The 20169-nt window shown below is 71.4% G+C and carries 20 protein-coding genes and 4 pseudogenes; 15 read left to right on the top strand and 9 right to left on the bottom strand.

Annotated elements, in window-relative coordinates; genetic code table 11:
- Positions 1-20: 20 nt before the first annotated feature.
- The 3 genes from NE235_RS15475 to NE235_RS15465 all read right to left on the bottom strand — a co-directional run bounded on the left by NE235_RS15475 (position 21) and on the right by NE235_RS15465 (position 2464).
- Entirely contained in the window at positions 21-695 is a 675-nt protein-coding gene (locus tag NE235_RS15475) for a DUF4870 domain-containing protein (protein WP_252803310.1), read from the bottom strand.
- Positions 696-790: 95 nt separating this feature from the next.
- On the bottom strand, positions 791-1612 hold the full coding sequence (locus tag NE235_RS15470; RefSeq protein WP_252803307.1) for a DUF3097 domain-containing protein: 822 nt from the start codon (positions 1610-1612) through the stop codon (positions 791-793).
- A 33-nt stretch (positions 1613-1645) separates the two neighbouring features.
- The gene (locus NE235_RS15465; RefSeq protein ID WP_252803305.1) at positions 1646-2464 is read right to left on the bottom strand and encodes an MBL fold metallo-hydrolase; all 819 of its coding nucleotides are present in this window, start codon (positions 2462-2464) and stop codon (positions 1646-1648) included.
- A gap of 135 nt (positions 2465-2599) precedes the next feature.
- Here NE235_RS15465 and hrcA point away from each other — a divergent pair, with 135 nt between their 5' ends.
- From hrcA to NE235_RS15450, 3 genes are all read left to right on the top strand, one after another.
- Positions 2600-3613 (top strand): heat-inducible transcriptional repressor HrcA, encoded by a 1014-nt coding sequence (gene hrcA / locus NE235_RS15460; RefSeq protein WP_252803303.1) that lies wholly within the window; start codon positions 2600-2602, stop codon positions 3611-3613.
- On the top strand, positions 3614-4744 hold the full coding sequence (gene dnaJ / locus NE235_RS15455) for a molecular chaperone DnaJ (protein ID WP_252803301.1): 1131 nt from the start codon (positions 3614-3616) through the stop codon (positions 4742-4744).
- A gap of 112 nt (positions 4745-4856) precedes the next feature.
- Positions 4857-5588 (top strand): 16S rRNA (uracil(1498)-N(3))-methyltransferase, encoded by a 732-nt coding sequence (locus NE235_RS15450; RefSeq protein ID WP_252803299.1) that lies wholly within the window; start codon positions 4857-4859, stop codon positions 5586-5588.
- Positions 5589-5762: 174 nt separating this feature from the next.
- On the opposite strand, the gene NE235_RS15445 is transcribed toward NE235_RS15450, so the two are convergent.
- Complete coding sequence (locus tag NE235_RS15445; protein ID WP_252803297.1) at positions 5763-6407, bottom strand: hypothetical protein; 645 nt, start codon at positions 6405-6407, stop codon at positions 5763-5765.
- Complete coding sequence (locus tag NE235_RS15440) at positions 6407-6946, bottom strand: SigE family RNA polymerase sigma factor (protein ID WP_252803295.1); 540 nt, start codon at positions 6944-6946, stop codon at positions 6407-6409. Before NE235_RS15440 ends, NE235_RS15445 begins: the two co-directional genes overlap by 1 nt.
- A gap of 313 nt (positions 6947-7259) precedes the next feature.
- Here NE235_RS15440 and NE235_RS15435 point away from each other — a divergent pair, with 313 nt between their 5' ends.
- The 8 genes and pseudogenes from NE235_RS15435 to era all read left to right on the top strand — a co-directional run bounded on the left by NE235_RS15435 (position 7260) and on the right by era (position 13006).
- Positions 7260-7610, top strand: coding sequence for a histidine triad nucleotide-binding protein (locus tag NE235_RS15435; protein WP_252803293.1), 351 nt, complete (start codon positions 7260-7262; stop codon positions 7608-7610).
- A 127-nt stretch (positions 7611-7737) separates the two neighbouring features.
- A pseudogene (locus tag NE235_RS38180) lies at positions 7738-8445 on the top strand (PhoH family protein); the annotation flags it as partial.
- Positions 8434-9261 (top strand): annotated as a pseudogene (locus NE235_RS37390) (LAGLIDADG family homing endonuclease); the annotation flags it as partial. The pseudogenes NE235_RS38180 and NE235_RS37390, both read left to right, overlap by 12 nt.
- A 264-nt stretch (positions 9262-9525) precedes the next feature.
- A pseudogene (locus NE235_RS15420) lies at positions 9526-9867 on the top strand (PhoH family protein); the annotation flags it as partial.
- Positions 9868-9874: 7 nt separating this feature from the next.
- Entirely contained in the window at positions 9875-10357 is a 483-nt protein-coding gene (ybeY, locus tag NE235_RS15415) for an rRNA maturation RNase YbeY (RefSeq protein ID WP_252803291.1), read from the top strand.
- Entirely contained in the window at positions 10354-11664 is a 1311-nt protein-coding gene (locus NE235_RS15410; protein ID WP_252803281.1) for a hemolysin family protein, read from the top strand. Before ybeY ends, NE235_RS15410 begins: the two co-directional genes overlap by 4 nt.
- Positions 11665-11701: 37 nt before the next feature.
- Positions 11702-12031, top strand: coding sequence for a cytidine deaminase (locus tag NE235_RS15405; protein WP_252803280.1), 330 nt, complete (start codon positions 11702-11704; stop codon positions 12029-12031).
- Positions 12032-12097: 66 nt separating this feature from the next.
- Positions 12098-13006, top strand: a complete 909-nt coding sequence (era, locus tag NE235_RS15400; protein ID WP_252803737.1) for a GTPase Era — start codon at positions 12098-12100, stop codon at positions 13004-13006.
- 4 nt (positions 13007-13010) lie between these two features.
- Here the strand turns inward: era and NE235_RS15395 are convergent, their stop codons facing one another.
- A complete protein-coding gene (locus tag NE235_RS15395) occupies positions 13011-13646 on the bottom strand; it encodes a hypothetical protein (RefSeq protein ID WP_252803279.1) in 636 nt (211 codons plus the stop codon).
- A gap of 154 nt (positions 13647-13800) precedes the next feature.
- Here NE235_RS15395 and NE235_RS15390 point away from each other — a divergent pair, with 154 nt between their 5' ends.
- From NE235_RS15390 to leuA, 3 genes are all read left to right on the top strand, one after another.
- The gene (locus tag NE235_RS15390; RefSeq protein WP_252803277.1) at positions 13801-14415 is read left to right on the top strand and encodes a zinc-ribbon domain-containing protein; all 615 of its coding nucleotides are present in this window, start codon (positions 13801-13803) and stop codon (positions 14413-14415) included.
- Positions 14416-14530: 115 nt separating this feature from the next.
- Positions 14531-15298, top strand: a complete 768-nt coding sequence (ddaH, locus tag NE235_RS15385) for a dimethylargininase (protein WP_252803275.1) — start codon at positions 14531-14533, stop codon at positions 15296-15298.
- Between the two features lie 273 nt (positions 15299-15571).
- The gene (gene leuA / locus NE235_RS15380) at positions 15572-17281 is read left to right on the top strand and encodes a 2-isopropylmalate synthase (RefSeq protein WP_252803273.1); all 1710 of its coding nucleotides are present in this window, start codon (positions 15572-15574) and stop codon (positions 17279-17281) included.
- A gap of 86 nt (positions 17282-17367) precedes the next feature.
- On the opposite strand, the gene NE235_RS15375 is transcribed toward leuA, so the two are convergent.
- From NE235_RS15375 to NE235_RS15365, 3 genes are all read right to left on the bottom strand, one after another.
- Positions 17368-17622, bottom strand: a complete 255-nt coding sequence (locus NE235_RS15375; RefSeq protein ID WP_252803271.1) for a protealysin inhibitor emfourin — start codon at positions 17620-17622, stop codon at positions 17368-17370.
- Positions 17619-18656: a M4 family metallopeptidase gene (locus NE235_RS15370; RefSeq protein ID WP_252803270.1), complete on the bottom strand. Its 1038-nt coding sequence runs from the start codon at positions 18654-18656 to the stop codon at positions 17619-17621. Before NE235_RS15370 ends, NE235_RS15375 begins: the two co-directional genes overlap by 4 nt.
- A gap of 106 nt (positions 18657-18762) precedes the next feature.
- Entirely contained in the window at positions 18763-19221 is a 459-nt protein-coding gene (locus NE235_RS15365) for a hypothetical protein (RefSeq protein ID WP_252803267.1), read from the bottom strand.
- Between the two features lie 117 nt (positions 19222-19338).
- Here NE235_RS15365 and recO point away from each other — a divergent pair.
- Positions 19339-20061, top strand: a pseudogene (gene recO, locus NE235_RS15360) (DNA repair protein RecO); the annotation flags it as partial.
- Between the last annotated feature and the right edge of the window lie 108 nt (positions 20062-20169).

The following is a 20169-nucleotide window of genomic DNA, read 5'->3' as shown; positions in this document are numbered from 1 at the left end:
CGGGCCGGGAGGACGGGCCCCTAACGGAAGATCGGCCAGGCGGCGACCGACGGCAGGCGGTACCACTCGCAGCGGTTGGCGCCGATCGCGGCCTTGACGACGCAGAAGAACTCGACGGCCACGACCGCCAGCGCGATCAGGAGCCCGGGCATGCCGAAGAAGTACATCGCCGCGAACGCGAGAAGGTCGCACACGATCATCGCGATCGACAGGTTCAGCGCCTGGACCGCGTGGAACCGCGCGAATCGCGAGGCACGGCCCTTGGCCAGGTAGACGATGGCCGGGGCGACGAACCCGACGACGAACATCCCGACGTAGGCGGGCACGGCCCACCGCTCGTCCTCGTCGGTCACCGGCCCGCCGGGGACCATCGGCTCCCGGCGGCGCTTCGCGGGCGCCGGCGGGGCGTACCCGGGCGCGGGGTGCTGCACGGGCGGCGCGCCGTACGGCTGCGGAGGGTATCCCCCCGGGTGGCCGCCCTGCCCGTATCCGCCCTGCCCGTATCCGCCCTGCCCGTATCCGCCCTGCCCGTATCCGCCCTGGCCGTGACCGGCCTGAGGATTGCCCGGCTGCGGGTAGGGGGCGTGCCCATGGCCTCCGTACCCGGGACCGTACGCCTGGGCGCCGGGACCGGCGTGCGGGCCCGGTCCGCCGAAGCCCGGACCTCCGTGGACCGGTTGCCGACCATAGGTCATGTCCCTGATGCCCCTTCCGGCGGAACGTGAGACGTGTCGATGCGAACGCGCAGTTTATGAGACGCGCGGCGGCGCCGGATGGTTCTGCAGGACCTTCAGTCCGTCTGCGGAACGGTGACGAAGTCGATGAGCTCCTCCACCCGCCCGAGCAGCGCGGGCTCCAGGTCGGTGTACGCGCGGACCCGCCCGAGGATCGTCTGCCACACCTCGCCCGGCTCGCCCTTCCACCCGAGCGCGGCGATCACGCCCTCCTTCCAGGAGATCCCGCGCGGCACCCGCGGCCACGCGGGGATGCCGAGCGTCGCGGGCTTGACGGCCTCCCAGATGTCGATGAAGGGATGCCCGGTGACCAGGACGTACGGCGAGGAGACCTGGTCGGCGATCCGGCTCTCCTTGGATCCGGCCACGAGATGGTCGACGAGCACGCCCAGCCGGCGTTCCGGCCCCGGGCCGAACTCCGCGACGATGTCCGGGAGGTGGTCGACGCCCTCGAGGTACTCCACGACGACGCCCTCGACCCGCAGGTCGTGCCCCCAGATCTTCTCGACGAGCTCCGCGTCGTGGCGGCCCTCGACGTAGATCCGGCTCTCCCGGGCGACCCGCGCCCGGAGGTTCGGCACGGCGATCGAACCCGACGCCGACCGGGCCGGGCCCGCCGCCCGTACGGGACGGACGAGCGTGACGGGCCTGCCGTCGATGAGGAAGCCGGCCTTCGCCAGCGGAAAGACCCGGCGCTTGCCGAAGCGGTCCTCGAGGGTCACGGCGTCCTTCTCACAGGCGACGACCGCGCCGCAGAACCCGCTCGCGGGGTCCTCGGCGACCAGGCCCGGCTCGGCGGCGACCTCCGGGATCTGTCCCTTCCGCGGCCGCCGCCAGTCACCGGACAGGACATCGCGTCCATAGTCTCTACTCCGCACGCGTCGCACCGTACCGGTCCGGACACGAGCGGGTCAGCCGGGCGGCCGTCCGGGGCCGGAGCGCCGGCCCAGATGGTCGTGGCCGCGCCGGACCGCCTCCCGGAGCGTCTCGGCGGGGTACGGCCAGCCGCCCGCCGCCAGGGCCTCCTCGACGTCCAGCCCCTCCGCGTGCGTCTCGCGCACCCGGCGGGCCACCAGGTCGATCTCCGCCCGCTGCCGGGCCGCGAACGCGTGATCCACCGGCGCGCCGTGGCCGGGCACGAGCACGCCGTCGACGGTCTCCAGCAGCGCCGTCAGGGTCGCCGGCCACTCCAGCGGGAACGAGTCGGCCCCGTACGACGGCGGGCCGGACTGCTCGATCAGGTCGCCGGTGAAGGCGCACCGCGCGTCGGGCACCCAGACGACCAGGTCGCCGTCGGTGTGCCCCGGGCCGAAGTACCGCAGCTCGGCGACGCGGTCGCCCAGGTCGAGTTCGGCGCGGCCGGTGACGAGCCGGTCCGGGGCGAGCAGGAGGTCGGTCTCGACCTTCTCCGCCCAGCCGGGGAACTCGCGCGCCAGCATGGGCCGCGCCGTCTCGGCCAGGTAGCGGGGCAGCGACGCGTGACCCCAGCGCGGCCCGGTGGTGAACGCCGCGTTGCCGAAGCAGTGGTCGAAGTGACCATGGGTGTTCACGATCGCCGGGTCGTGCACACCGAGGGCGTGAAGGTCGTCGCGCAGGCGCACGCCCTGTGCCACACTCGCGCGAGTGTCGACGACGACGGCGCCGGCGGACCCGATGACGACCCCCACGGTCACGTCGAAGTCGGAATAACGACGCTGGAAACAGCGTTCGGCAATCTCGTGCCAGGTCACACGAGTGACTCTGCCACGTCCGACGCGAGAACGTGATCCACCGGCGGCTCCTTCCGCGTGCCACCGGGCCGTACACTTGGCACTCAGAGGAGAAGAGTGCCAAATTGAAGGGCTGTGGACACGGGAGGTGAGTGCGTGCTCGACGACCGGAAGCTGGCGGTGCTGCGAGCCATCGTCGAAGATTACGTGTCCACCCATGAGCCGGTGGGCTCGAAGGCGCTGGTCGATCGGCACAACCTCGGCGTCTCGCCGGCCACGATCCGCAACGACATGGCCGTGCTGGAGGAGCAGGGATACATCGCCCAGCCCCACACGAGCGCGGGGCGCGTGCCGACCGACAAGGGATACCGGCTGTTCGTCGACCGGCTGTCGACGATCAAACCGCTGTCCGGAGCCGAGCGGCGCGCGATCGAGACGTTCCTCGCCAACGCCTACGACCTCGACGACGTCGTCAGCCGCACCGTCCGGCTGCTCGCGCAGCTGACCCGGCAGGTCGCGGTCGTGCAGTACCCTTCGCTGACGCGGTCGTCGGTCCGGCACGTCGAGCTGGTGCCGATCGCGTCCGAGCGGCTCCTGCTCGTCGTGATCACCAACACCGGCCGGGTCGAGCAGCGGGCGATCGAGACGCACGAGCCCGTCTCCGACGAGGCCATCGCGCACCTGCGGGCCCTGCTCAACGCGCGCCTGGACGGGTGCTGGCTCACCGACGTGCCCGACGCCCTCGCCGACCTGCCCGAACAGGTCTCCGCCGACGAGCGGGCCCTGGCCACCACGGTGCTGTCGGTCCTCCTCGAGAGCCTCGTGGAGAAGCACGAAGAGAAGATAATCATCGGCGGCGCGGCGAACCTCGCCCGCGCCGACTTGTCCCAGAGCCTCCGCGACGTGCTGGAGGCCCTGGAAGAACAGGTCGTCCTGATGCGGCTGCTCGGCGAGGTGGGGGACCCCTCCAGCCTCACCGTGCGGATCGGCACCGAGAACCCGCATGAGAGCCTGCGCACGACCTCGGTGGTCGCCACCGGCTACGGCGCCGGCGACCAGGCCGTGGCCAGGCTCGGCGTGCTCGGTCCGACGCGGATGGACTACCCCGGGACGATGGGAGCAGTACGCGCAGTGGCACGTTACGTCGGTCAGATACTGGCGGGGTCGTAAGTGGCGAACGACTACTACGCGACCCTCGGGGTGCGCCGTGACGCCAGCGCTGACGAGATCAAGAAGGCGTACCGCAGGCTCGCCCGGGAGCTGCATCCGGACGTGAACCCGGACCCGGCCACCCAGGAGAAGTTCAAGGAGATCACCCAGGCGTACGAGGTGCTCTCCGACCCGAAGAAGCGCGAGATGTACGACCTGGGCGCCGATCCGTTCGCCGGCGGCGCCGGGGCGGGAGCGGGCGGCTTCGGCGCCGGGTTCCCCTTCAGCGACATCATGGACGCCTTCTTCGGCACCGCGACCCAGCGCGGGCCGCGCAGCCGCGCCCGGCGCGGCCGCAACGGCACCGTCCGCGTCGAACTCGACCTGTCCGAGACGGCGTTCGGCACCACACGCGAGCTCACGGTCGACACGGCCGTCGTCTGCAACACCTGCTCGGGCTCCGGCACCGCCCCCGGCACGCACCCCGAGACGTGCGACATGTGCCACGGCCGCGGCGAGGTCCAGCAGGTCACCCGGTCGTTCCTCGGCCAGGTGATGACCTCGCGCGCCTGCCCGCAGTGCGGCGGTTACGGCACCACGATCCGCACGCCCTGCACGGAGTGCTCCGGCGACGGGCGGGTCCGCACCCGTCGCACGATCAAGGTCCGCATCCCCGCCGGGGTGGAGAACGGCACCCACATCCAGCTCGCCGGAGAAGGCGAGGTCGGCCCCGGCGGCGGCCCGGCCGGCGACCTGTTCCTCGAAATCGTGGAACGCCCGCACGCGATCTTCGAGCGGGAGGGCGACGACCTGCACTGCACCGTCCAGGTCCCGATGACGGCGGCCGCGCTCGGCACGTCGCTGACCGTCGAGACCCTGGACGGCCCGGAGGAGATCGACATCCGGCCCGGCACCCAGTCCGGCCAGGTCATCCCGATGTACGGCCGGGGCGTCAAGCACCTCAACGAGAACGGCCGCGGCGACCTGATGATCCACGTGAACATCGAGACGCCGACCAAGCTCGACGAGGAGCAGGAGGAGCTGCTGCGCAAGCTCGCGAGCCTGCGCGGCGAGGAGCGCCCGCCCGGCAAGTTCGCCCCAGGCCAGCAGGGCTTCTTCTCCCGCCTCCGCGACGCCTTCAACGGCCGCTGAGCCCGACGAACGAGGCCCCCGCTCCCGCACCAGGGAGCGGGGGCCTCGTTCACGCGTCCGCCGGTACGGCCCGCAGGCCGTACCGCCCCGCCGTACGCCTACGATTCGTGCCATGAGCCCGCCCCTCTTCCTCAGCGACCCCGCCCGCCTCGAGTCCGACCGGATCGTCCTCGACGGCCCCGAGGGACGCCACGCGGCCGCCGTACGCCGGCTGCGGCAGGGCGAGCGGGTCGACCTGAGCGACGGAGAGGGCCGGCTCGTCGAGTGCGTCGTCACGGCCGCCGAGCGCGACAGGCTCCACCTCGAGGCCCGCGACCGCCGGAGCGTTCCCCGCCCGGACCCCCGGATCGTGGTGGTCCAGGCCCTGCCCAAGGGCGACCGCGGCGAACTGGCGGTGGAGACGATGACCGAGGTGGGCGTCGACGTCATCGTCCCCTGGACGGCCGCCCGCTGCGTCACCCAGTGGCGCGGCGAACGCCGCGCCAAGGCCCTCAACCGGTGGCGCGGCACCGCACGCGAGGCGGCCAAGCAGAGCCGGCGCGCCTGGCTGCCCGAGGTGACCGAACCGGCCGACACGGCCACCGCCGCCGAGCGCGTCCGCGGCGCCGCGCTCGCCGTCGTCCTGCACGAAGAGGCCGAGCGGCCGCTCAGCCGCGTCGACGTCCCGGACACCGGCGACATCGTCGTCGTCGTGGGTCCGGAGGGCGGGCTCACCGACGACGAGGTCGCCGCGTTCGAGGACGCGGGCGGCACGACGGTGCTCCTCGGCCCCACCGTCCTGCGCACCTCCACCGCGGGAGTGGCCGCGGCCGCCGTCCTCCTCAGCCGCGTGGGCCGCTGGTAGCCCTCGGCGTACGGAGACGAACGGCCCGGCCGTCACGAAGACGACCGGGCCGAAGACGGACGGACCCGGGCCGGCGGCCGGCGGGCACCGGCGGCGGACGGGACCGGGCCGGCGGTCAGCGAAGCCGGGGCGGCGGTCAGCCGGTACCGGCGGCGGACGAGACCGGGCCGGCGGTCACGGAGACGCCTGGGCCGACGGCTGCACGCCGTCGGGCGGTGCCTCGCTCGTCGCCGGCGGCGTCGGAGGTGTGGCGGGCGGGGAGGACACGGGGTCCGTCGGCGGCGCCGGCGTCGCGGTGTCCGGGCCGCACGTCACCTGCGGCCGGGGAGCCGGAGTGGCCGTCGAGCCACCGGCCGAACCGGCCGACGGCCGGATCGGGTTCTCACCCGGCGGGCACTTGCGACCCGGGATGACATGAGTGCCGGACGGGCCGGTCCTGGGCGACGACGGGTGGGGCGCCGCGCTCCCCGCCGAACGCGGCGGATTCGCCGGGGGGGAGGCGGTGTACACCTGCTGGCCGCCGCTCACGGACCCGCTGTGGTTCTGCCCGTCCTCGGGGCTGAAACGGCCCGTCTGCACGAAGGTCTTGAGCGCCGGCGTCGTCGACACCGCGACCCCCGCGATCACGAGCGCGGCCGCCACCGCCGCCAGGGGGCGCAGCCACGGGATCGTGAACCACGCGCCGAAGCGCCGCTCCTGCTTCTCGGCTATCTTGCCGCGGATCTGCTCAAGCCCCTCTGGAGAGGGCGTGACCGCTTCCGCTTCCGCGTGCAAGACACGGCGCAGACGCTCGCCGTACTCGTCGAAGGGTTCGGTCATTAAAACTTCTCCAGAACGCTGCGTAGCGCGGCCATCCCGCGCGCGGTGTGGCTCTTGACGGCTCCCCGGCTGATGCCCATCGTGTGGGCGATCTCCGCCTCTGACAGATCACCGTAGTAGCGCAGCACCAGTGCCTCGCGCTGTCGGGTCGGCAGCCCGCCCAGGGCCTTGACCACGGCCGAACGCTCGAGCTCGGTGATCGCGCCGTTCTCTGCGCTCGGCGCGTCGGGCAGGCCCTTGGGGGCGTACTTCTCGACGACGGCCCGGTGGCGCAGTACGGATCGCGACCGGTTGACCACCGACTGCCGGAGGTAGGAGAGCGCCTTCTCCGGATCGCGCAGTCGTCGCCAGGCCCCGTGCATCGCGACGAACGCGTCCTGCACCACTTCCTCCGCCGTCGCCGAGTCGCGTACCAGGAGAGCGCTGAGGCGCACCAGCGAACGGTAATGAGCGCTGTAAAGCGCGGTAACCGCCTGGTCAGCATCCCAGGCCACGGTTACAGCGCCCGTCGTCGCTCTGGCCACGAGGGTCTCGGTCACATCAGTAGGACGCGTGCCCTCGCGGTCAGGTTTACGAAAGGGCATTCCTCGTCTCGCCTTATCCGCCCGTCGGTGCCGTCGTCGGCCGTCGTCTTGTTCAGACGAACGCCTTGACCCGGCTGGTTCGTGCGAACGTCACCCGGCCTCGGATTTGCCGAAGGATCCCGCGCTGGGGGTTCGCGTGAAGGTAACGATAACCAGACGAGGGAGTGTCTTGCCCACAGTTACACGCCTGCGGCCGTAACGATTCGCAGACGGCTGTGACGCCCCGTGGCGCGATAACATGCGCAGATCCTTGGTGAAGGAGACCACATTGACGGAACAGGACTGTTTGTTCTGCAAGATCGTGGCGGGGGAGGTGCCCGCGGACGTGATTCGCCGGACGGATCGGACGCTCGCGTTCCGGGACATCAACCCGCAGGCGCCGACGCACGTGCTCGTCATTCCGGTGGACCACCACCCGACCGCCGCGGCGCTCGCCGCCCAGGACGGCGATCTCCTCGCGGAGGTCGTCCGTGAGGCGCATCAGGTCGCGGTCGCGGAAGGCATCGAGGAGACCGGGTACCGCGTCGTCTTCAACACCGGCCCCGGGGCGGGCCAGACCGTCTTCCACGTGCACGCGCACGTGCTCGGCGGCCGTGGGCTGGGCTGGCCGCCGGGATGAGCCGACGATGAGCCGCCGCCTCCGCGCGGCCGGAAATTGAGTGGTCCGGGCCGGTACCATGGGTGATACGCAGCCGAAGACCCGACGTGACCGGAAGGTAGGGGCGAAAAGGCCGCAAGGCCGCGCTATGGCCGAATCAACTCAGACCGGGGCTGCGCCCGACGGCGCGCCCACGCAGATCAAGATCGTGATCCCGGACGACCACTCGATGGTCGCCCTGCTCGGCTCCCGTGACGAACTCCTCGAGGTCGTGGAGCGAGCCTTCGACAGCGACGTCCACGTCCGGGGCAACGAGATCACGATCACGGGTCGACCGGAAGAGACCGACCTCGCCGCCAAGCTCTTCGAGGAACTGCTCGATCTGCTGAAGAGCGGCACGCCCATCACGCCCGACGCGATCGAGCGCAGCATCGCCATGCTGCGTGCCGAGACCGCCGAGCGACCGGCCGAGGTCCTCACCCTCGACATCCTGTCGTCGCGGGGCCGCACCATCCGCCCCAAGACGCTCAACCAGAAGCACTATGTCGACGCGATCGACAAGCACACGATCGTGTTCGGCATCGGACCCGCGGGCACCGGGAAGACCTACCTGGCCATGGCCAAGGCCGTGAAGGCCCTGCAGGCCAAGCAGGTCAACCGCATCATCCTGACCCGCCCGGCCGTCGAGGCCGGCGAGCGGCTGGGCTTCCTGCCGGGCACGCTGTACGAGAAGATCGACCCGTACCTCCGCCCGCTGTACGACGCGCTGCACGACATGGTCGACCCCGACTCCATCCCCCGCCTCATGGCCGCCGGCACGATCGAGGTCGCTCCTCTCGCATACATGCGCGGTCGGGCGCAGCCGACCTTTATGCCGGTTTTGACGCCTGATGGCTGGCGCCCCATCGGCGACCTGAAGGTGGGCGACCTCGTCGTCGGATCGAACGGCGAGCCGACCCCGGTCCTCGGCGTCTACCCGCAGGGTGAGAAGGACATCTACCGCGTCTCCGCCCAGGACGGTGCCTGGACGCTGTGCTGCGGCGAGCACCTGTGGACGGTCCGTACGGCGTCCGACAAGCGCCGCGGCAAGCCGTGGCGGGTCCTGGAGACCCGGGAGATGATCGGCAACCTGCGCGCGGCGCACGCCCGGCGCTACGAGCTGCCGCTGCTCACCGCCCCGGTGCAGTACCCGGAGCGGGAGGTCCCCCTGGACCCGTACGCCCTGGGTCTGCTGCTCGGTGACGGTCGCCTGACCGGTTCCACGACGCCGTCCTTCGCCACGAACGACCCCGGGCTCGCCGTCGCGCTGGAGGAGCTCCTGCCCGGCGTCGAGGTCCGCCACAGGGGCGGTGTCGACTACGTGCTGAACCGCGTCGCCGAGCCCGGCCAGGTCATCACCATCGCGAACCCGGTGACCGCGGCCGCACGCGAACTCGGGCTCTGCGGCACCCGGTCGGCGACGAGGTTCGTTCCGGAGGCGTACCTCCACAACAGCGCCGAGGTCAGGCTCGCCCTGCTGCAGGGGCTGCTGGACAGCGACGGCGGGCCGGTCACCCAGGCCGGCCGTACCTGCCGCATCCAGTTCACGACGACGTCGATCCTGCTCCGCGACGACGTCATCGCGCTCGTCCGGTCGCTGGGCGGGGTGGCCTACACGCGGCGGCGCGTGGCCGAGGGCCGCAGGCCCGGCCGGGCGAAAGGCCGTGACGTCGGCTACCGGAGTGACGCACACATCGTCGACATCCGCCTGCCCGAGGGCATCGAGCCCTTCCGCCTCGCCCGCAAGGCCGAGAAGTACCACGCGGCCGGGGGCGGCGGGCGGCCGATGCGCTTCATCGACGAGATCGAGCCGGCGGGCCGCGAGGAGTGCGTGTGCATCCAGGTGGCGGCCGAGGACTCGTTGTACGTCACCCAGGACTACCTGCTGACGCACAACACCCTCAATGACTCCTTCATCATCCTCGACGAGGCGCAGAACACCTCGCCGGAGCAGATGAAGATGTTCCTGACCCGGCTCGGGTTCGGATCGAAGGTCGTCATCACCGGTGACGTGACCCAGGTCGACCTGCCGTCCGGGCAGCTGAGCGGCCTGCGGGTCGTCCAGGACATCCTCGAAGGGCTCGACGACATCAGCTTCTGCACGCTGACCAGCAAGGACGTCGTCCGCCACAAGCTGGTGAGCGCCATCGTCGACGCGTACAGCCGGTACGACGCGCAGCCCGACCACATCAAGCAGGGCGCGTCCGGCCGTGGCCCGCGTAAGCCACGGGGACATTAGGCCTGTAATGAGCATCGAGGTTCTGAACGAGTCCGGCGCGGAGGTCGATGAGACCGCGCTGTCGGCGCTGTCGGCGCACGTGCTGGAGAAGCTGCGGGTCCACCCGCTCGCCGAGCTGTCGATCGTCCTCGTCGACGAGGACGCGATGAGCGAGCTGCACGAGAAGTGGATGGGGGAGCCCGGGCCGACCGACGTGCTGTCCTTCCCGATGGACGAGCTGCGGCCGGGCCACGTGTCCGGCGGTGCCGAGGACGCGCCGCCGGACCCGGCGCTGCTCGGTGACGTCGTGCTGTGCCCGACCGTCGCGGTGCGGCAGGCCAAGAAGGCCGGGCACAGCGCCGAGGACGAGCTGCACCTGCTGTGCACTCACGGCATCCTGCACCTGCTCGGCTACGACCACGCCGAGCCCGAAGAGCACAAGGAGATGTTCGGCCTGCAGGCCGAGCTGCTCGCCTCATGGCGGGCGGCGCGTGCCCGGCCCTCCTCATGACCGCTGTTCAGGGTTGGTTGATCGTCGGTGCCGCCGTGCTCGTGGCGGTGGCCGGTCTGTTCGCGGGCGCCGAGACGGCGCTCGCCCGGATCTCCCGGGTCCGGGTCGAGGAGCTGGGGCGCGAGGAGCGGCGGGGGAGCCGGCAGCTCGCCGAGGTCGTCGCCGACCCGCCGCGCTACCTCAACCTGCTGCTGTTGCTGCGGGTGAGCTGTGAGCTGGGCGCGACGGTGCTCGTCGCGGACCTGTGCATCACCTGGCTGGAGGCGAACTGGCGCGCGTACCTCACCGCCGCGGCCGTGATGATCGTCATCAGTTACATCGCGATCGGCGTCACGCCGCGGACGCTCGGCCGCCAGCATGTCGCCCGGGTGGCGCTGGTCGGCGCGGCGGTGATCCATCCGCTGGCTCGGGTGCTGGGGCCGCTGCCGCGGCTGCTGATCCTGCTGGGCAACGCCCTCACTCCCGGCCGGGGGTTCCGTGAGGGGCCGTTCGCCTCAGAGGCCGAGCTGCGGGACCTCGTCGACCTGGCCGAGCAGCGGCAGCTCATCGAGCCGGACGAGCGGCAGATGATCCACTCGGTGTTCGAGCTGGGTGACACGCTCGTGCGTGAGGTGATGGTGCCGCGTACCGACATCGTCTTCATCGAGCGCGACAAGACACTGCGGCAGGCGCTGTCGCTCGCGCTGCGCAGCGGGTTCTCCCGGATCCCGGTGGTCGGGGAGAACGAGGACGACGTGATCGGCATCGCGTACCTGAAGGACATCGTCCGCCGTAGCCACGAGTTCCGCGAGGGCGAGTCGGTGGAGCGGGTCGAGTCGATCATGCGGCCGGCGACGTACGTCCCGGATAGCAAGCCCATCGACGAGCTGCTCCGCGAGATGCAGGCCCGGCAGATCCACTGTGCCATCGTCATCGACGAGTACGGCGGGACGGCGGGGCTGGTCACGATCGAGGACATCCTCGAGGAGATCGTCGGGGAGATAACCGACGAGTACGACCAGGAGCTGCCCCGCGTCGAGGAGCTGCCGGACGGCTCCGCGCGGGTGACGGCGCGGCTTCCGGTGGAGGACCTGGCGGAGCTGTTCGACGTGGAGCTCGAGGTGGACGAGGTCGAGACGGTCGGCGGCCTGCTGGCGCACGCGCTGGGCCGGGTGCCGATCGCCGGGTCGCAGGCGACCGTGGCGGGGCTGCGGCTGACCGCCGAGAGCCTGGCGGGCCGCCGCAACCGGATCGGCACGGTCCTCGTCGAGCGGATCCCGGAGAAGCAGCCCGTGGCCGAGGAGGAGCGCGAGAACGCCGACGCCTGATCGCGGCCCGCCGGGGGCGGGAAGTACGCTGAAGCGCGTGAGCGAGCTCGATCCGGAAGACGCGAAGATCATCACCTTGGCCCGGTCCACGCGGGCCCGTGCGGGGTCGGCGGAGGGCGCCGCGGTCCGCGACGAGACCGGCCGCACGTACGCTGCGGCGACGGTGGAGCTGCCGTCACTGCGGCTGACGGCGCTGCAGGTGGCCGTGGCGATGGCCGTGTCCAGCGGCGCGGAGAGCCTGGAGGCGGCCGCGGTCGTCACCGAGGACGACGCCCCGGATGTCGCGGCGGTTCGTGACCTCGCCGCCAAGGCACCGGTGCTCGTCGCGGGCCTCGACGGCACGGTACGGACCGTGCTGACGGACTGATCGTCTGCGCCCTTGTCGGAGTCCGGCGCGGAATACGGGACAATCGACGGTGTGACCTCGCCCCAGATGCCGACCGGCACGCGCTTTAAATCCGGGTTCGCCTGCTTCATCGGGCGTCCCAACGTGGGCAAGTCCACGCTGATGAACGCCCTCGTCGGGACGAAAGTGGCGATCACCAGCAGCAAGCCTCAGACGACGCGCCGGGCGATCCGCGGCATCGTGCACCGGCCGGACGCCCAGCTCGTCATCGTCGACACGCCGGGGCTGCACAAGCCCCGCACACTGCTCGGCGAGCGGCTGGACAGCCTGGTCCGCTCGACACTGAGCGAGGTCGACGTCATCGGCTTCTGCGTGCCCGCGAACGAACCGGTCGGGCCGGGCGACCGGTTCATCGCCGCCGAGCTGGCCCAGGTGAAGCGGACGCCGGTCGTCGCGATCGTGACCAAGACCGACCTCGCGGACCGGCAGCAGGTCGCCGAGCAGTTGCTGAAGGTCTCCGCGCTCGGTGAGTGGGCCGACGTCGTGCCGTGCTCGGCCGAGTCGGGCTACCAGCTCGAGGTGGTCAGCGACCTCCTCGCGGCCCGGCTGCCCGAGGGCATGCCGCTCTACCCCGAGGGGGAGCTGACCGACGAGCCCGAGCAGATCCTCGTGGCGGAGCTGATCCGCGAGGCCGCGCTGGAGGGCGTACGCGAGGAGCTCCCCCACTCGATCGCCGTGGTGGTCGAGGAGATCAGGCCGCGGGAGGACCGCGACGATCTGGTCGACGTGCAGGCATGGCTCTATGTCGAACGCCCCAGTCAGAAGGGCATCGTCATCGGGCCGAAGGGAGCCCGGCTCAAGGAGGTCGGCACCCGCGCCCGCAAGCAGATCGAGGCGCTCCTCGGCACGAAGGTCTACCTCGACCTACGGATCAAGGTGGCGAAGGACTGGCAGCGGGACCCGAAGCAACTGCGCCGCCTCGGCTTCTACGACTGATCCTTCAGGAGCGGGGCGGCTGCGGCCCGCGGGCGAGCGCGGCCAGGCCGAGGGCCAGCACCGCGACCGAGGCCAGGACGGCGACCCAGAATCCCCAGGTGATCGACTCGGTCACGCCCGCGTCGCCGAGGGTCATTCCGCGGTGGAAGACGGCCAGGAGGCCCAGGGCGCCGGGGATCGCGGCGTACGGGATGAACCGCTCGTGCACGGCCCGGCCCGCGAGGGCGAGGCCGAGTGCCACCATCCCGGCCAGCAGGATGATCTGCCCGTGCGGCTCGGCCAGGCCGTACGACGACTGTCCCCGGGTCGCCGGCAGGCCCGTGAAGATGCTGCGCCCGAAGTCCGGAGTGCGCCAGGTCGTCCACGGCAGGAAGATCGACAGGAGCAGCAGCGAGGCCGCGCCGATCAGCAGCACGCCGAGGTACTCGCCGAGACTCTTCTGCGGGGCGGGCTCCGCCTGCTCGGGCGTGGGCGGGACCTGAGGCGGCGTGAACCACGCCTGGGGCGGCCTCGGCGCCGTCGTGCCGTCCGGTGCCGAGGCGGGGTCGGGGGCGGCCGCGCGTACCCTTTCGGCTTCGGTTCGCGGCGGCGGGACGGCGTCGGCCTCGGGCAGGGAATCGTCACCAGGCGGGGTGGTCATGGCGCGGCAGCGTAACGTCCGGCGCCGGGGCGGACCGGGGGTTTGGGGGAACTCGGCCCTCCTCGGGAGGGAAGTGCAGCCCCGGTCGCTCTGCCGGACGGGACGACGGGCTGGATATTCTCCGATATCAGGTTGATACAGGAGGAGGCCGCCCGTGTTGCTGATCTTCGGGTTCGCCGTTTTCTTCCGGACGGTGGGCCACGGTGACTTTCACTGTCCGCACTGCGGGGGTGACCGGCGCTATCGGCATCGGGTGGCCCGCCGGTGGTTCACGCTGTTCTTCCTGCCGGTGATCCCGTTGACCAAGGCCGGTGAGGTGGTCGAGTGCGCCACCTGCCGGAACCGCTTCGGTCTCGGCGCGCTTCGCCTGCCGACCGCGCGGGAGATGGAGGCGACCCTTCCGCTGGCGATGCGCGCCGCCGCGGTGCTCGTCCTGGCCGCCGGTGACTCCGGTGACGCGGGCGCGCGGAGCCGGGCGGTGGAGGCGGTCCGCGGCTACGGCGCGGCCGACTTCGACGAGGACGCGCTCCAGGCGGCGGTCGACGAGCGGGTTCCGGACGCGGAAGAGGTGATCGCCGCCGCGGGGGCACAGCTCACCACCGAGGCCAGGGAGTGGTTCCTGGCGCAGGCGGTCCGGATCGCCCTGGCCGACGGGGCGCTCAGCGACGTCGAGCGCCAGGCGCTCCGCCTGGTCGCGAGCCGGCTGGGCCTCACGCCGGCGCACGCGTTCGGCGTGATCGCGACCACCGAGGCGGCGGCGCGGGAGTGAGCACGGCCCGGCCGCCGCGATCGTCAGGTCGCGTCCGGGGACCGCGGCCGCGCGAGCGCAGTGACGAGAAGGTGCCTCTGACACCCGGGGCACCGTGACATGGCAGGAGCCGTCCGTGGAATCCGAGAAGCGTGTCGCCCTGGTGCGGCGGCCGAGCCCGCGCCTGGCCGAGGGGCTCGTGACCCACATCGACCGCAGCCCGGTGGACGCCGGGCTCGCGGCGCGGCAGCACGAGGCGTACGTCGCGGCCCTGCGGTCGGCGGGCTGGCGGGTGCACGAGCTCCCGGCGGCCGACGACCTTCCGGACGCCGTCTTCGTCGAGGACACCGTGGTCGTCTGCGACGGCCTGGCCGTCCTCGCCCGGCCGGGAGCCCCGGAGCGCCGCGCGGAGGTGGCCTCGGTGGAGCGGGCGGTCACCGGACTGGGTCTCGAGGTCGCCCGGATCGACGGGGAGGCGACGCTGGACGGCGGTGACGTGCTGCAGGTGGGCACGACCGTCTACGTCGGGCGGTCCGGCCGGACGAACGAGGACGCCATCTGCCTGGCGGCCCGGCTCTTCGGCGCCCGCGGCCGGCACGTCGTGCCGGTCCAGGTGCGGGGCTGCCTGCACCTGAAGACGGCGATGACGGCGCTGCCGGACGGCACGCTGATCGGCGACCCCGACCGGGTGGACACCTCCGTCCTGCCCGGCCTGCGGGTGGCCCCGGAGCCGTCCGGGGCGCATGTGGTGGTCCTCGGGGACGAGCAGGTGCTCATCGCCGCGTCCGCGCCCCGTACGGCCGACCGGCTCCGGGAGGAGGGCTACGACGTGTCCGTCGTGGACATCGGCGAGTTCGAGAAGATGGAGGGTTGCGTCACCTGCCTGTCCGTTCTCATACCCTGAGAGAGGGGCGACCGGCCGTTTCGCGCCCCCGCCGTCCGCCCGCGGATCCGTCGCCGTGGACCTCCGGATCGACGGCGTGGCACCCTCGGCCGTCTCAGCAGCTGGGACTGATTGGGACGGTTCGGATGCGATCTGTTAGCTTGTACATCGTGCTGCGCGAGCTGCTCCTCCTTAGCGGCCGCGGCGGGGGCCTGTAACAGGCCGGCTCCCTCGCCGCGGGGCTTCGGCGTGACCGTCGGCCGCAGGCACCTGTCTCGGGAGCACCCCTTTCTCATGAATCCTGGTATCAAGCAACAGCCCAGCCCCATGCCCTTCGGCCGGTACACCCCCTTCACGCCGGTGGACCTGCCGGACCGCACCTGGCCGAGCAAGACGATCACGAAGGCCCCGCGGTGGCTGTCCACCGACCTGCGCGACGGTAACCAGGCGCTGATCGACCCGATGAGCCCCGCGCGCAAGCTGGCCATGTTCGAGCTGCTGGTCCGCATGGGCTACAAGGAGATCGAGGTCGGTTTCCCCTCCGCCAGCCAGACCGACTTCGACTTCGTCCGTCAGCTGATCGAAGAGGACCGCATCCCCGCCGACGTGCAGATCTCCGTCCTCACCCAGGCGCGTGAGGAGCTGATCGAGCGCACGGCCCAGGCGCTGAGCGGGGCGCCACGCGCGACGATCCACCTGTACAACGCCACCGCGCCGCTGTTCCGGCGCGTGGTCTTCGGCATCGACCGGGACGACTGCAAGGCCCTGGCCGTGCAGGGCACCCAGCACGTCATGAAGTACGCCGAGAAGTACCTCGGCGACTGCGACTTCGGCTACGAGTACAGCCCGGAGATCTTCATCGACACCGAGCTGGAGTTCGCGCTCGAGGTCTGCGAAGCGGTCATGGACACCTGGGAGCCGGGCCCGGACCGCGAGATCATCCTGAACCTGCCGTCCACGATCGAGCGGTCCACGCCGAACGTCTACGCCGACCAGATCGAGTGGATGAGCCGCAACCTGTCCCGCCGCGAGCACATCGCGCTGTCGGTGCACCCGCACAACGACCGCGGCACCGGCGTGGCCGCCGCCGAGCTGGCGGTGCTGGCCGGGGCGGACCGGGTCGAGGGCTGCCTGTTCGGCAACGGCGAGCGTACGGGCAACGTCTGCCTGGTGACGCTGGGCATGAACCTCTTCTCCCAGGGCATCGACCCGCAGATCGACTTCTCCGACATCGACGAGATCCGCCGTACCGTCGAGTACTGCAACCAGATCCCCGTCCACGAGCGTCACCCGTACGCCGGCGACCTCGTGTACACCTCCTTCTCCGGCTCCCACCAGGACGCCATCAAGAAGGGCTTCGACGCCCTGGAGCGCGACGCGGCGGCCGCCGGCGTCCCGGTGGAGGAGTTCCGCTGGGCGCTGCCGTACCTCCCGATCGACCCCAAGGACGTCGGCCGGTCCTACGAAGCGGTCATCAGGGTCAACAGCCAGTCCGGCAAGGGCGGCGTGGCCTACATCATGAAGACCGAGCACTCCCTCGACCTGCCGCGCAAGCTGCAGATCGACTTCTCCCGCGTCGTCCAGGAGCACACCGACGGCGAGGGCGGCGAGGTGTCGCCCGAGCAGATGTGGGAGATCTTCGAGGGGGAGTTCCTGACGAACGGCCCGCGGGTCGGTCTCCTGGCCCACCGGGCCAGCTCCCGTGTCGACGAGAAGGACGTCCTCAACGTCGACCTGCGGATCAACGGGGAGATCCGCGAGATCGAGGGCATCGGCAACGGCCCGATCTCCGCGTTCACCGACGCGCTCGCCTCGGTCGGCATCCGGGCGCGGGTCCTGGACTACACCGAGCACGCCCTGTCGGCCGGTAGCGACGCGAAGGCCGCGGCGTACGTCGAGTGCCAGGTCGGCGACGAGGTGCTGTGGGGTGTCGGCATCGACGCCAACACGGTGACCGCCTCGCTCAAGGCGGTGCTGTCGGCCGTCAATCGCGCGGGCCGCTGACGCCTCCAGAAGAAGACGTGCCGTTCGGCCCTCACGATCCTGCGGGCCGAGCGGTCCGGCCGGGGTGAGCCCTCACGAGGGGCTCGTCAACGGCCGTGGGCCAGGACATAGTCGACGAGGTCCCGGAGCGGCCCGCACAGATCCGTCTCCGCGACCGGTACGCAGTGGTCGTCCACCTCGACCTCGTACACGAACCGGTCGGGGGCCGGCGCGGGCTCCGGCACATCACCAAGGTCGATCTCGTCGACGAGCCTGGCCACCGCTGGATGGTCCGCCGAGTCGATCTCGGCGCGGCGGACCATCCCGGCGAATCCTCCGCTGCGGGTGACGGTCACCTTCACCCGGCCTCCACTCCCACGGTCGCCCACGCCCGGCGGACCGCGTCGCTCTCCGCGCTCTTCACGCCGAACAGCCTGCCCGCGCATTCCGCCGTCATGCGGGCGAACGTCGCGAACTCCGCGTCCTTCGGCAGCCCGCCCCCGGTGAGCGTCTCGTACCAGATCCGCCCGGCCTTCTCCCACGCGTGACCGCCGATCGCGGTCGCGGCGAGGTAGAACGCGCGGTTGGGGATCCCCGAGTTGATGTGGACTCCGCCGTTGTCGCGCGCCGTGCGCACGAAGCGGGTCATGTGGTCGGGCTGCGGATCCCTGCCGAGATTCGGGTCGTCGTACGCGGTGCCGGGCGCCTTCATCGAGCGCAGCGCGACGCCCCGCACCCCGGCGGCGAACATGCCCTGGCCGATCAGCCAGTCGGCCTGGTCGGCGGTCTGACCGAGGTGGTACTGCTTCACCAGCGAGCCGAACACGTCCGACAGCGACTCGTTGAGGGCCCCGCTCTGCCCCGTGTAGTCCAGCCCGCCGGAGTACTGCGTGACCCCATGGGTGAGCTCGTGCCCCGTGACGTCCAGCGGTCCCGTGAAGGTCGTGAAGACCTGCCGGTCGCCGTCGCCGTAGACCATCTGGGAGCCGTCCCAGAAGGCGTTGTCGTAGTCGACGGAATAGTGCACGGTCGCGACGAGCGGCAGCCCGGCGCCGTCGATCGAGTCACGGCCGTAGGCGCTGCGGTAGAAGTCGAACGTGACGCCCAGCCAGTCGTAGATCTCGTCCGCGGCCCGGTCGCCGGTCGCCGGGGCGCCCTCGGCGCGGACCGTCCTGCCGGGCAACCGCTCGCGGTGCCCGGCGTCGTGGACCGTCCGCTTCGGAGCCCCGGAACCGCCCGTCGGCTCGGCGGAGGCGATCAGCTGCGCGGCCACGCGCGCGCTCCGCCGGCCGCCGTCGATGGCCAGGGTCCGCTGAGCGGACTCGCGCAGCCGCTCGTCGCGATGGTTCTCGGCGATGTGGTCCAGGACGTGTGGGGGGACGATCGCGCATTTCATGGAGCCACGCTCCCACGCGAGTGCCGCCCCCACCACGCTTTACCCGGGCCGCATCCGGTCACGGACCGTCAAAGGCCGATTCCGCTGCGCAACTAGCGGCGCTTCGTCACCACTCGCCCCCGTATTCACCGTCGTAGTCCACCACGTCCTCGTGGACGACGTGCTCGACGACCTCGACATGCTCCACGACCTCGACGTGCTCGTGGTCATCGTCGTCGAGCAGCTCGTTGACGACCATGCCGCCGACGAACCCCGCCGCGCCCGCGGCGGCGACGGTGCCGAGACCGTACTGCCGTCCGTGGTGATGGCGGTCGTGGTCGTAGTCCACCGGGTAGCCGTAGCCCTGCTGCGGATAGCCTTGCTGCGGGTAACCCTGCTGGTAGCCCGGTTGCGGATATCCGTGCTGGTAACCCGGCTGCGGGTAGCCGCTCTGCGCCTGGAGGTACTCCATCCAGCGTTGCGCGCACGCCGCACAGCAGCGTACGGGACGCGGCGCCCCCCACTGCGGCGTCCAGGTGATGTCCTGGGTGGCCGGGCCGTGCGAAGCGTCGAAGAAGCAGGTCACGTTGTCTCCTGAGACGGCGGCTCGTACGAGCCTGATGATCAGATCGTCAAGTCAACGAACCTTGGACCGTGGCGGGTTCCTGCCGGTTCCACCCGGCGTCTGCGGGACAATGGACCGGTGAGTCTCTATCGTGACGAAGGCGTCGTCCTCCGCACCCAGAAGCTGGGCGAGGCGGACCGCATCGTGACGATCCTTACCCGCCGCAGCGGACGGGTACGCGCCGCCGCCAAGGGCATCCGCAAGACCAAGTCGCGGTTCGGTGCCCGGCTGGAGCCCTTCACGCACGTGGACCTGCAGCTGTACGAGCGCCGCTCCCTCGACCTGATCACGCAGGCCGAGACGCTGCGCCCGTACGGTGAGCGCCTCGTCTTCGACTACCCGCGCTACACGGCCGGCACGGCGATGCTGGAGACCGCCGAGAAGCTCACCCCGATCGAGAAGGAACCGGCGCTGCGGCAGTTCCTGCTGGTCATCGGCGGGCTGCGCACCCTCGTGGAGGGCGGGCACGATCCCCGCCTCGTTCTCGACGCCTACTTCCTGCGTTCGCTGGCCATCGCGGGATACGCGCCGTCGCTGGAGGAGTGCGCGCGCTGCGGCGAGCGCACCGGACGGGCGTTCGCGATCGCCGCCGGCGGGATGGTGTGCGGATCCTGCCGTCCCCCCGGGTCCGCCAGTCCCGCCGAGGCGACGGTCGGCCTGATGATCGCTCTGCTGCGCGGCGACTGGGCACGCGCGGACAGCAGCGAGCCGAGGCACCGGCTGGAGTGCAGCGGCCTCGTCGCCGCCTACCTCCAGTGGCACCTGGAACACGGGATCCGCTCCCTCAAGCACGTGGAGCGCGAGGCGCCGAGCGAGCGGAGTGGCCGGCCGAGGGACGAGGTCGGCCGCGGAGTGAGTGAGGAGCCGAGTGCGACCGTTGAGTTCGAGCGCGAGGCCGCGGGGTTCGGG

The organism is Actinoallomurus spadix, assembly GCF_024055725.1.
GTDB lineage: Bacteria > Actinomycetota > Actinomycetes > Streptosporangiales > Streptosporangiaceae > Actinoallomurus > Actinoallomurus spadix.
The sequence above is the reverse complement of the archived record's forward strand: the minus strand, read 5'-3'. Positions and strand labels throughout refer to the sequence as shown.